11 protein-coding genes and 2 rRNA genes are annotated in these 11,969 nt (G+C 52.2%); 4 read left to right on the forward strand and 9 right to left on the reverse strand.

The genetic code is table 11. The features are described 5' to 3' along the window. The first annotated feature begins 3 nt into the window (after window positions 1-3). The gene (gene glnG, locus F3I20_RS19125; RefSeq protein ID WP_010258440.1) at window positions 4-1,413 is read left to right on the forward strand and encodes a nitrogen regulation protein NR(I); all 1,410 of its coding nucleotides are present in this window, start codon (window positions 4-6) and stop codon (window positions 1,411-1,413) included. A gap of 41 nt (window positions 1,414-1,454) precedes the next feature. Here glnG and hemN read toward each other — a convergent pair whose 3' ends face one another. After that, the gene (hemN, locus tag F3I20_RS19130) at window positions 1,455-2,828 is read right to left on the reverse strand and encodes an oxygen-independent coproporphyrinogen III oxidase (protein ID WP_150013873.1); all 1,374 of its coding nucleotides are present in this window, start codon (window positions 2,826-2,828) and stop codon (window positions 1,455-1,457) included. Window positions 2,829-3,061: 233 nt separating this feature from the next. Continuing rightward, a complete protein-coding gene (gene yihI / locus F3I20_RS19135) occupies window positions 3,062-3,586 on the reverse strand; it encodes a Der GTPase-activating protein YihI (protein WP_150013871.1) in 525 nt (174 codons plus the stop codon). Window positions 3,587-4,136: 550 nt separating this feature from the next. Here yihI and yihA point away from each other — a divergent pair. Continuing rightward, complete coding sequence (yihA, locus tag F3I20_RS19140; protein WP_013359537.1) at window positions 4,137-4,772, forward strand: ribosome biogenesis GTP-binding protein YihA/YsxC; 636 nt, start codon at window positions 4,137-4,139, stop codon at window positions 4,770-4,772. A gap of 85 nt (window positions 4,773-4,857) precedes the next feature. Here yihA and spfP read toward each other — a convergent pair whose 3' ends face one another. The 5 genes from spfP to F3I20_RS19165 form a co-directional block, all read right to left on the reverse strand. Further along, a complete protein-coding gene (gene spfP, locus F3I20_RS24605) occupies window positions 4,858-4,905 on the reverse strand; it encodes a small protein SpfP (RefSeq protein WP_071892919.1) in 48 nt (15 codons plus the stop codon). Window positions 4,906-5,189: 284 nt separating this feature from the next. Then, the gene (gene polA, locus F3I20_RS19145; protein WP_150013869.1) at window positions 5,190-7,976 is read right to left on the reverse strand and encodes a DNA polymerase I; all 2,787 of its coding nucleotides are present in this window, start codon (window positions 7,974-7,976) and stop codon (window positions 5,190-5,192) included. Between the two features lie 377 nt (window positions 7,977-8,353). Further along, entirely contained in the window at window positions 8,354-8,983 is a 630-nt protein-coding gene (gene dsbA, locus F3I20_RS19155) for a thiol:disulfide interchange protein DsbA (RefSeq protein ID WP_150013867.1), read from the reverse strand. A 26-nt stretch (window positions 8,984-9,009) separates the two neighbouring features. Continuing rightward, window positions 9,010-9,996, reverse strand: a complete 987-nt coding sequence (locus F3I20_RS19160; RefSeq protein WP_150014052.1) for a serine/threonine protein kinase — start codon at window positions 9,994-9,996, stop codon at window positions 9,010-9,012. 45 nt (window positions 9,997-10,041) lie between these two features. Continuing rightward, window positions 10,042-10,317, reverse strand: coding sequence for a YihD family protein (locus F3I20_RS19165; RefSeq protein ID WP_150038094.1), 276 nt, complete (start codon window positions 10,315-10,317; stop codon window positions 10,042-10,044). A gap of 47 nt (window positions 10,318-10,364) precedes the next feature. On the opposite strand from F3I20_RS19165, the gene mobA reads away from it, so the two are divergent. Next, window positions 10,365-10,922 carry a molybdenum cofactor guanylyltransferase MobA gene (gene mobA, locus F3I20_RS19170; protein ID WP_150013863.1) on the forward strand — a complete coding sequence of 186 codons (558 nt, stop codon included), beginning with the start codon at window positions 10,365-10,367 and terminating at the stop codon, window positions 10,920-10,922. A 10-nt stretch (window positions 10,923-10,932) separates the two neighbouring features. Next, on the forward strand, window positions 10,933-11,439 hold the full coding sequence (gene mobB / locus F3I20_RS19175; RefSeq protein ID WP_150013861.1) for a molybdopterin-guanine dinucleotide biosynthesis protein MobB: 507 nt from the start codon (window positions 10,933-10,935) through the stop codon (window positions 11,437-11,439). Between the two features lie 84 nt (window positions 11,440-11,523). Here the strand turns inward: mobB and rrf are convergent. Both rrf and F3I20_RS19185 read right to left on the reverse strand, forming a co-directional pair. Continuing rightward, window positions 11,524-11,639: ribosomal RNA gene (gene rrf, locus F3I20_RS19180) — 5S ribosomal RNA — on the reverse strand. Between the two features lie 92 nt (window positions 11,640-11,731). After that, a 23S ribosomal RNA gene (locus F3I20_RS19185) occupies window positions 11,732-11,969 on the reverse strand; the annotation flags it as partial.

Consider the following 11,969-nt stretch of genomic DNA (forward strand, 5'->3'; position numbering starts at 1 on the left):
TCTATGCAACGAGGGATAGTCTGGATCGTCGATGACGATAGCTCCATCCGCTGGGTGCTTGAACGCGCGCTCACTGGAGCCGGTTTAAGCTGCGCGACGTTTGACAGCGCAAGCGAGGTGCTGGATGCCCTCTCAACCAAGACCCCGGACGTTTTACTGTCAGATATTCGCATGCCCGGTATGGATGGCCTGGCGCTGCTGAAACAGATTAAACAGCGTCATCCGATGCTTCCGGTCATCATAATGACGGCACATTCGGATCTGGACGCAGCCGTCAGCGCCTATCAGCAGGGGGCGTTTGATTACCTGCCCAAGCCGTTCGATATCGATGAGGCGGTTGCGCTGGTCGAACGAGCCATTAGTCACTATCAGGAGCAGCAGCAGCCGCGTAATCAGCCGGTCAGCGGACCGACCACCGATATTATCGGGGAAGCGCCCGCGATGCAGGATGTGTTCCGCATCATCGGGCGGCTGTCACGCTCCTCGATCAGCGTCCTGATCAATGGTGAGTCGGGCACCGGTAAAGAGCTGGTCGCCCATGCGCTGCACCGGCACAGCCCGCGCACCAAAGCGCCTTTTATCGCGCTGAACATGGCGGCGATTCCCAAAGATTTGATTGAGTCCGAATTGTTCGGTCACGAGAAAGGTGCTTTTACCGGCGCAAACCAGATCCGTCAGGGCCGTTTTGAGCAGGCGGATGGCGGCACGCTGTTTCTGGATGAAATCGGTGATATGCCGCTGGATGTGCAGACCCGTCTGCTGCGCGTGCTGGCCGATGGTCAATTCTATCGCGTTGGTGGCTATGCACCGGTCAAAGTGGATGTGCGTATTATCGCGGCGACCCACCAGAATCTGGAATTACGCGTGCAGGAAGGCAAGTTTCGTGAGGACCTTTTCCACCGCCTGAATGTGATTCGCGTGCATCTGCCACCGCTGCGTGAGCGTCGTGAGGACATCCCGCGTCTGGCACGTTATTTCCTGCAGGTGGCGGCCCGTGAGCTGGGGGTAGAAGCGAAGATTCTGCATCCGGAAACCGAGACAGCCTTAACCCGGCTTCACTGGTCCGGTAACGTCCGTCAGCTGGAGAACACCTGTCGCTGGCTGACCGTGATGGCGGCGGGCCAGGAAGTACTGATTCAGGATCTGCCCGGGGAACTTTTTGAATCCAGTACCCCGGAAAATCCGGTGCAGTCGCTGCCTGACAGCTGGGCAACCCTGCTGGCACAGTGGGCCGACCGCGCCCTGCGTTCCGGTCATCAGAATCTGCTGTCAGAAGCCCAGCCAGAGATGGAGCGTACGCTGCTCACCACTGCGCTGCGTCATACGCAAGGCCACAAGCAGGAAGCAGCACGTCTGCTGGGCTGGGGACGAAACACGCTGACGCGCAAGCTGAAAGAGCTTGGCATGGAATAAGCGGTTCAGTACGGGCTGGTGTGGTCTGCCAGCCCGTTTCTCTAGATAACGCGTGAGAACTGCTGCTGACGCGCTTTCTGACGAAGATAACGATCAAAACACATGCAGATATTGCGGATCAGTAACCGGCCAATCCCCGTCACCTCCAGCCCGCCAGCCGTTTGTACCACCAGCCCATCGGCAATTAACGGTTTCAGCAACGCCAGATCTTCAGCAAAATAGTCGCTGAAGCAGATTCCCCATTGCGCTTCTGTCGCGGCAAAATCCAGCGAGAAGTTACAGATCAGCGTCTTAATCACGTCACGACGCAGGCAATCATCGTCCGTTAAGGCAATGCCGCGCCACAGGCCATTCCCCTGCTGTTCCACACTCTTGTACCAGGTGTTGAGGTCTTTCTGGTTCTGCGCATAGCTGTCGCCCGTCATACTGATGGCTGAGACGCCAAGCCCCAGTAAATCGCTGTCGCCCTGCGTCGTGTATCCCTGGAAATTGCGATGCAGCTGACCTTTCCGCTGTGCGATGGCCAGTTCATCCTGCGGCTTTGCAAAGTGATCCATCCCGATAAACTGGTAGTCGTGCTGAGTCAGCGTCGCGATGGTCTGCTGTAAAATATCCAGCTTTTGCTGAGCGGATGGCAGTTCATCCTCTTTAATTTTACGCTGTGCCGCGAACATGGCCGGCAGATGCGCATAATTAAACACACTAAGGCGATCGGGATTGAGTGCCAGTACCCGTTCCAGCGTCCAGGCAAAGCTGGCGGGTGTCTGCAGGGGCAAGCCATAGATCAGGTCGATGCTGACAGAACTGAAGCCCTGGTCACGGGCACGCGCCATCAGGCCGAATATCACCTCTTCGTCCTGTACCCGGTTAACCCGTTCCTGCACCGATTTATTGAAATCCTGCACCCCCATACTGAGACGATTGAATCCCAGCGATCGCAAATGATCGATCATATCCAGCGCAATTTCACGGGGATCAACCTCGATCGACATTTCAGCATCATCAGCCACGCTGAAGTGCTGCTTCAGTAAACCCACCAGCCGTGAAATCTGCGCATTGTCGAGAAAGGTTGGCGTGCCGCCGCCCCAGTGAAGCTGCGTGACCTGACGCTGACGAAACAGCGGCGCACGCTGAATAATCTCCTGCTCAAGCACATCCAGATAACGGTCCGCTTTGTGGCGCTGACGGGTCACAATCTTATTACAGCCGCAGAAGTAGCAGAGACGATGGCAGAAAGGAATATGGACGTAGAGTGACAGCGGACGATGAGGGTAACGCACCACGGCTCGCTGAAAATCGCTTTCCGCGTAGTGCTCGCTGAACTCCAGAGCGGTGGGATAAGAGGTGTAACGCGGGCCGGCATAATTATACTTTTCAATTAACGCCTGATCCCACTCAATCTGCTGCGATGGCATGCTCACTCCTTCCGGTGACGTCGTCTGAGAGAAGGTCGCGAAGAAGAGGAGATGAAAGGTGAGCGGGTTGAGACCCGACGTAAACGTTGCTTCAGCCGCGACAGGCGTCGTAGTTTAAACAATAACCACAGCAGATAACATGTCGCCAGCAGCGCGAAAATTGATCCAGGCCAAAACATTGTTGTTTACCTGATAAGTACGGCATGCGGAAACCGCATGCCGATCAAATCTGCTTAGTTGCCCTTCAGCAGACGGTACATATCTTCTTCAGCCTGCTCATCGTCGGCGTCATCCATCACAATGCCTAACTGCTCCATCAGTTCGTCGATACGATCCAGCGAGGCATCCAGCCAGCCCTGATCTTCAGCCGACAGCGTTTCGCCATTTTCCAGACGATCCAGCAGCGCGTCCAGACGCTCGTCATTTTCCAGCTTCGCCAGCTCTTCTTCAGGCGTCAGACGCACTTTCTTCTCAGCTGCTGATTTTGCCACGCTTTTCTTTGGCTTAACGGCTGCGGTTTTCCCCTCAGCAATCAGGGCCACCGGTTTTTTACTTCCGATACGCGGATCTTTTACGTTGCTCTCCTGACGTCCGCCGTTGCTTTCGGACGCAGCCGGATTAGCACGGCTGCCAGATGCGTGTCCGCGATGCTTTTTATCACGTTTACGATCGCGTGATTCATGGTTGATATCGTCACGCGATTTGCGTTTGGCTTTGGCGGCAGGTTTGCCGTTCGCAGCTCGTGCAGGTTGCTTCATAGTATTCGGTCCCGGCTTTTTTTATTCAGTATAGAATTGCGGCGAAATCTAGCAGAAACCAGACAAAGAAAAAAGGCGACAGCTTAAGCTGTCGCCTTATTTCATACCTTCATAAGAAGGAATCATGTTTTAAGTCCTTTTCGGCTCGTAACATCCCGGTCAATCCCGCGCCTGCTCAACTCCTGAGCTTTTCCTTATCCCTGTCTGGCCGTATCCCTGACCGTTTCCATTCCACCGCTCGTTGTCTTCCTGACATCCCTGAGCGCATCATCCTGATGTGTGCTGCCATTCACTGCACAATAATGTAGACCAACTGGTAAAAGCCTCAAGTCGGTGTCAAAAATAGTTAGTTCAAAAAAAGAACGATTAAATACAACTAACTGAATTTTAATATTTTTTATTTTTAATAATTAAAGTAAAAAACGAGATAACCCGCAACCTTAATGGCCAATCACTTACACACGTTGTTATCGAGATGTGATTGAGCACTTTCGCGCCATAACGCGTATAATCGCCGCCATTGCCTTAATGTGTTTTCTGGAGTGTTACCTTGTCTGAATTGAATTATCACGTTACCCACTTTGTCATGAGCGCGCCGGATATCCGTCATCTGCCTGCCGATACCGGAATTGAAGTGGCTTTTGCTGGCCGTTCGAACGCGGGAAAATCGAGTGCGCTGAATACGTTAACCAATCAGAAGGGTCTGGCACGTACCAGTAAAACGCCGGGACGTACGCAGCTGATCAACCTTTTCGAAGTGAAAGAGGGTAAGCGTCTGGTCGACCTGCCCGGTTACGGTTATGCCGAAGTACCGGAAGAGATGAAGCTAAAGTGGCAACGTGCGTTAGGGGAATACCTGCAAAAACGTCAGGCACTGAAAGGACTGGTCGTATTGATGGATATCCGTCACCCGCTGAAAGACCTTGACCGACAGATGATTCAGTGGTCAGTGGAAAGCGGTATTCCGGTGCTGTTGCTTCTGACTAAAGCAGACAAACTGGCCTCAGGTGCTCGCAAAGCGCAGCTCAATGTCGTACGTGAAGCCGCACTCGAATTTGTGGGTGATGTGCAGGTAGAACTCTTCTCCTCGCTGAAGAAAATCGGCGTGGATAAGGTTCGTCAGAAGCTGGACAGTTGGTTTAATACGCTTGAACCGGCGGTTGAGGATCAGGACGGGGAAGAGTAAGGGGCAACGCTGTACCACTGAAGCTGGCGGTGCAAAAAGCCCAATAAAAAATGCCCCAGTCACAGAATGACTGGGGCGGCTAAATTCAGCCAAATCCGATTACGTGAAGTAAAAGGTCTGAAAGATAGAACATCTTACCTCTGTACCCTACGCGACGAACTTTACCTGATTTTCTGTGCGTGACAAAGGCTTTTTTGTTGCTTACTTACATCAAACAGGGCTTTTTTTACCATATACATCACAAAAATAGCGTTGCGGTGTAGTTAAATAACGAAAAAAGTGTTTAGCCGATAAGCAGTTAGAAAAGCGCGTAATCTCAGTACCAGCGCTGGCCGGGTTAAACCCGGTAATTAAACGATTTACTTATACCTGATTAAGGGCCGATTCCGTTCTGTGGAACCGACCTGAAGCCGTGAATCAGTGGGCTTCATCCCAGTTGTCACCTACCCCGACTTCAACCAGTAAAGGCACATCGAGCTGCACGCTACCCTCCATCAGCGCACGGATTTTCTGGCTGGCTGCTTCAACGGTCTCCGCTTTTACTTCGAACACCAGTTCATCGTGAACCTGCATGATCATTCGGACGGCATTGTCGTTTTGCTGTTCCAGCCACTTATCCACGTCAATCATTGCCCGCTTGATAATATCTGCTGCCGTTCCCTGCATTGGCGCATTGATCGCGGCGCGTTCTGCAGCTTTCCGGCGAATGGCGTTGCTGGATTTAATATCCGGCAACCACAGTCGACGGCCTTCAATTGTTTCGACATAGCCTTTACTTGCCGCCAGCTGACGAGTGTTCTCCATGTAGCGCATTACGCCCGGATAGCGTTCAAAGTAGAGATCCATATACTTTTTCGCTTCGCCTGCGCCAATGTTCAGCTGACGCGACAGACCAAATGCGCTCATGCCATAGATCAGACCGAAGTTGATCGCTTTCGCACTACGGCGTTGTTCGCCGCTGACCTTATCCAGCGCCACACCAAATACTTCGGATGCCGTAGCACGGTGAATATCTTCGCCCTGGGCAAAAGCGTCCAGCAATCCTTTGTCCTGAGAGAGATGCGCCATGATACGCAGTTCGATTTGTGAATAGTCTGCCGCCACAATGCGGTAGCCTTTGGCCGCCACAAAGGCCTGACGGATTCGGCGTCCTTCGTCATTACGCACAGGAATGTTTTGCAGATTCGGGTCGGCAGAGGATAAGCGACCGGTTGCGGTAACGGCCTGATGATAAGAGGTGTGCACACGCCCGCTCAGTGGGTTGATCATCAGCGGTAATTTATCCGTATAGGTCGACTTAAGTTTGGATAAGCCGCGATGCTCCAGAATCACTTTGGGCAGCGGATAGTCGAGCGCCAGCTCTGCTAACACCTCTTCGCTGGTTGACGGTGCGCCGCCCGGTGTTTTTTTAGTGGGTTTGATACCCTGCTTTTCAAACAGGATCACCTGAAGCTGTTTGGTGGATGAAAGGTTGAAGGGTTCCCCCGCCAGCTCATGCGCTTTTAATTCAAGCTCAGCCAGTCGGGCAGTCAGCTCTTTCGAGTGTTGCGCCAGAATAGCCTGATCGATTAACACGCCATTGCGCTCAATCCTGGAAATTACCGTCAGTAACGGCATCTCAATCTGCTCGAAGACTTTTCTCGGGCCCGCTTCTTTCTCCAGCTCTGGCCACATCTTCAGATGCAACTGCAGAGTCACATCAGCATCTTCGGCAGCATAATGGGATGCCTGCTCCAATGCGATTTGATTGAACGTCAGCTGATTTTTGCCTTTACCGGCGATCTCCTGAAAGGTGACCGTTTTGTGGTTAAGCCAGCGAGCAGCCAGGCTATCCATGTCATGTTTACCCACCACGCTGTTAAGAATATAGGACTCAAGCATGGTGTCGAATTTGATACCGGCCAGTTCAATATCGTAGTTTTTCAGTACGCCACGATCGTATTTCAGGTTCTGGCCCACTTTCCAGGCGCTGTCATCTTCCAGCAGGGGCTTGAGCTGTGCCAGAACGGCCGCGCGATCCAGTTGATCAGGCGCATCGAGATAGTCGTGGGCAACCGGAAGATAGGCGGCTTCACCGGGCGCAATTGCGAAGCTGATGCCTACGATGTTAGCGCTCAGGGTATCCAGCGCGTCGGTCTCCAGATCAAAGGCAAAAACCTCGCTGTTTTTCAGCTTCTCCAGCCAGCTGTCGAAAAGATCCTGATCCAGAATGGTGACATAATTCTCGGTCGGTAATACGCTGCTGGTTTCAGGCACAGGAACCGGCTCATCGGAGAGCGCTTTCTGTGCCTGAGTATTGCTCTTCTTGCCCTGCAGCCATTTCCCATCCTGCAGGTCACTCAGCCAGCGTTTGAATTCGTACCGGCTGAACAGGGCCTGCAATGCTTCGACATCGGGTTCAGTGACCGTAAGCTCTTCACAGGGCAGCGCCAGCTCAACGTCGGTCTTAATGGTCGCCAGCTGGTAAGAGAGAAAGGCTACGTCACGATTCTGCTCAAGCTTGGTCGCCATGGTTTTGGCACCACGAAAGCCGAGATCGGCTACCTTGTCCAGATTGTCATAGATGGTCTGCATGCTGCCCAGACCCTGCAGCAGAGCCTGTGCGGTTTTCTCACCGACACCCGGTACGCCAGGGATGTTATCTGAGCTGTCGCCCATCATGGCCAGAAAATCGATGATCAAAGCTGGCGGCACACCATATTTCTGCTCAACCTCTTCCGGTCCCAGAATAGTATTGCTCATGGTGTTAATCAGCGTGATGGCTGGCGTGACCAGCTGCGCCATATCTTTGTCGCCTGTGCTGATTAACACCGAGAGACCCTTTTTCTCGGCTTCAAGTGCCAGCGTACCGATAACATCGTCGGCCTCTACGCCGCTCACAGCCAGTAACGGCAGACCCATTGCCCGCACCATCTCATGCAGCGGCTCGATTTGCGCCCGCAGTTCGTCGGGCATCGGTGGACGGTGAGATTTATAATGCTCGAACAGCTCGTCCCTGAAGGTTTTGCCTTTGGCATCGAATACCACTGCAACGTGACTCGGATTATATTGCGCCAGCAGGCTTTTCAGCATGTTGAGCACGCCATACATGGCGCCAGTGGGTTCACCTGCACTATTGGTCAGCGGCGGAAACGCGTGATACGCGCGATAAAGATAGGATGAGCCATCGACCAGAATGAGGGGATTTTCTGCTATTTGCGCCATAAGTCTTTGTTGTCTTCGTTGCTATGGGTTGGTCTATAAGGATGCCACAAGCTGGCGGAAATGGTGAACTAAGGCGCAGGATATGTCGCGTTTTTAACGGTTCTGGAGGAAAGATCGCAACGATCGTTCTGTGGATAACTTTGTGCGTAAAAATTATAACGCGCTGTTATTCAGGATCTTAAATGATTTAACTATTAATAAAATGCATAATTTTCATTAGCTTATTTAATTTCCGTGACCCGATCGCCATTTTTAATTACGTGATCCCTTGTGTGGATATTAAATTTATGCCCTGGAGATGGACAAAATTTACGTCTCTGTTTAATGGCATAAAAAAACGCCAGCAGCGCTGGCGTCAGATGGGGTGGTAAAGCAGATTACTTCTGGCTTACGAGGAATTTAACCACGTTCGCGTAATCAGCAACGAAATTGTCCATAGAGCTGGTATTGAGGCCGCCGTTGTTTACCATATATTTGCCATTAACGAACATGGCTGGCACGCCACGCAGATCAACATCCGCAGCCGCTTTCTGCTGTTGTGCAACCAGCGCTTTTACGGCAAAACTGTTCCAGGCAGCATCGTAGTCAGCAGCGGAGATACCGGCCGCTTTGACAAAAGTCTCTTTCAGACTGGCAGGATCGGTAATGGTCTGGGTTTTCTGAATGCCATCAAAGATCGGTGCTGTCACCTTATCTTCAACGCCCAGCGCCATGGCGACAGCCCAGGCCTGAGTCACAACCGGTCCCAGATCACCACCAAGGAAATCGACGTGGTATTTCACCAGCTTTGTGTCAGCAGGCAGATTCTTTTTTACCGCGTCATTAACATGATAAATACGTTCAAACTGATAGCAGTGCGGGCAGAAGAAGGAGAAGAACTCCATCACCTGAGGTTCACTGGCCACAGGTTTTGGCAGACTCACATACTGTTTACCTTCAGTGAACTGGGCAGCAGACGCGCTGAATGCCAGCACTAAACCCATCAGTGCAAACCAAATTTTTTTCATCGTGAAAACTTCTCCTGACTACGTCGTTAATATTGCGGTGTCAGCTGCAGAGGAGGTTCCTGCAACAGCTTCTCCTGCTCGGTAAAGAGTGAAATTTGCCTGCGCCAGAAATCGTCATCTGTCATCCAGGGGAAAGCGCGCGGAAAAGCGGGATCCTGCCAGCGTCGGACAACCCAGGCCAGATAATAAACCATGCGCATAGCGCGTAAAGGTTCAATCAGTGACAATTCATTAATATCAAAATCACTGAATTCACTGTAAGCCTCCAGCAGGATATCCCACTGTATACGCTGTTCCTGCCGATCGCCGCTGATGAGCATCCACAGATCCTGTACTGCCGGGCCATTACGCGCATCATCCAGATCGACAAATAGCGGTCCATCGCGCCACAGGATATTCCCCGGATGGCAGTCGCCATGTAATCGTAGCGGCTGCCACGTAGTATGCCACTGTTGCTGCAGCGTGTTACCCAGCTTATCGATCGCCTGTAGCAGCCCGGCCTTAAGCGAGGCAGGCACTAATTGTGAGTGCTCCAGCGCCTGCCGGGGTTCATGCAGGTACTCATCAAGACCGATGGCAGGACGATGGCTGAACAGCGCTTTGCGCCCGGTCTGATGAATGCGACCCAAAAAGCGGCCTACCCATTCCATCTGATCTTCGTTGTCTGTCTCATATTGCCGTCCGCCGAGACTGGGAAATACGGCAAAGAAAAAGCCAGCGTGGCTGTGCAGTGTCTCACCCTTTAACCGCAGTGGCGCGGCGATGGGCACCTCATCAGCCAGCAGATCCAGCGCATACTGATGCTCTTCAGCAATCTGTTCAGCACGCCAGCGCTGTGGGCGATAAAACTTCGCGACATAGCGACGTTTTTCATCATCGCTGAATTGGTAAACCCGGTTCTCATAGCTGTTCAGGGCTGTCAGACCTGATTCGACGCGAATTCCTGTATCCCAGAGCGCATCAAGCAATACATCGGGATTCAATGTCTGGAAGTTAAAAGCAGCGTCGCTCATCATGTTACCTGTGTTTGCCCTTGCAAATAGCAGCCAAGGATAACACTACTCGTCCTGTTTAATGATACTCCGTGCGCGGAGCAGTGCGGTTTTGAAATCAACTTCATAATCTTTTTTCAGGCCTGGGATCGCATCATCGCTGGCGGAATCACGCATTTTAAGATGGTAAATTAATACATCGTCAGTTAATTCACTTAACGGGCCACTGAAACCAGATTCCTGCGCCAGTTTCTGCAAAAATGTGACCAGATTCAGGTCAGGCTCTTTTTGCCAGGCGGGTTGCAGCAGTTCGATCAACTCGTTTAAACGATGGCATTTCATTGAGGTCTCTCCGTTATTCACAGTGCGTCATCAGCGAGGGCACAGCCATGACAATATTGACCGGCATCATTCTGGCCGGAGGTCAGGGCCGCCGTATGGGTGGTCAGGACAAAGGATTAGTGCAACTGGATGGCAGGCCGCTTTATCAGCATGTTCTTGAACGGCTCAGGCCACAAGTCGACATTGTCATGATTAATGCCAATCGTAATATTGATCGCTATCAGTTAAGCGGGTGTCGGGTTGTGCAGGATGTTTTTGATGGCTACCCGGGTCCGCTGGCCGGTATCTACAGTGCATTAGTCGCCATCGATAGTGAATGGGCCGCTTTTTGCTCCTGTGATACGCCTGCAGTGCCTCTTAACTTCGTTGAAAAACTGGCTGAACAACGTGGAGACGCCCCTGCAGTCTGGGTCCGCTCACAATCACGCGACCATCCGACGCTGGCGCTGATTCATCGGGAGATGGCAGCACCTCTTCATGACTATCTTCACGCCGGTGAACGACGTCTGATGCACTTCCTGCGCGACCACGGCGGCCATGCTGTGCAACTGGATGATGATGAATCTGCTTTCCGCAATATCAATACACCTGATGACCTGAATTAGAGAGGTTGATATGTCATTACCCTTACTCGCGATTGTCGGCTGGAGTGGAACCGGCAAAACGACACTATTACAGCAGGTGATACCGATTCTTCTTAATAAAGGGATTCGCGCCGGACTCATTAAGCACACGCATCATGAGATGGACGTAGATACGCCAGGCAAAGATAGTTATCTGCTCAGAAAAGCAGGAGCCAGTCAGGTGATTGTAGCTAACAGAGAGCGATGGGCCTTGATGTGTGAGACGCCGGAAAAGCAGTCGATTGATCTGCCTTATCTGCTCAGCCGCATGGATCACTCTGTGCTGGAGATAGTGCTGGTTGAGGGCTTTAAAGAGGAATCGGTGCCTAAAATTGTTCTCTGGCGTGCCGGGATCAAGGGTGGGATCGAGGAACTGCTTGATGAACAAGTGATCGCTGTCGCCAGCGACCAAAAATTAGCGCTAAATGTGCCGGTGCTGGATATAAATAGTCCGGACAACGTTGCAGATTTTATTGGTGACTGGCTGCAAAAGCGCTGAAGCAAAGAGGTTTTCGTGTTTTTCACGATCTGCAGACGTAAAAAAGCCCCGCACTTTCGTGCGGGGCTTCTTCACTTATATGATGCCTGGCAGTTCCCTACTCTCGCATGGGGAGGCCCCACACTACCATCGGCGCTACGGCGTTTCACTTCTGAGTTCGGCATGGGGTCAGGTGGGACCACCGCGCTACAGCCGCCAGGCAAATTCTGTTCTCCGCGCCGCCGCTGATGGCCGCGCAGAATATCCGGTACAAGGCTGAAAATCTGTCTCTCAAAAACGCCTCTGGCGTTGTAAGGTTAAGCCTCACGGGTCATTAGTACCGGTTAGCTCAACGCATCGCTGCGCTTACACACCCGGCCTATCAACGTCGTCGTCTTCAACGTCCCTTCAGGACTCTCTGGGAGTCAGGGAGAACTCATCTCGGGGCAAGTTTCGTGCTTAGATGCTTTCAGCACTTATCTTTTCCGCACTTAGCTACCGGGCAGTGCCATTGGCATGACAACCCGAACACCAGTGGTGCGTTCACTCCG

The organism is Candidatus Pantoea gossypiicola, assembly GCF_008632075.1.
GTDB lineage: Bacteria > Pseudomonadota > Gammaproteobacteria > Enterobacterales > Enterobacteriaceae > Pantoea > Pantoea gossypiicola.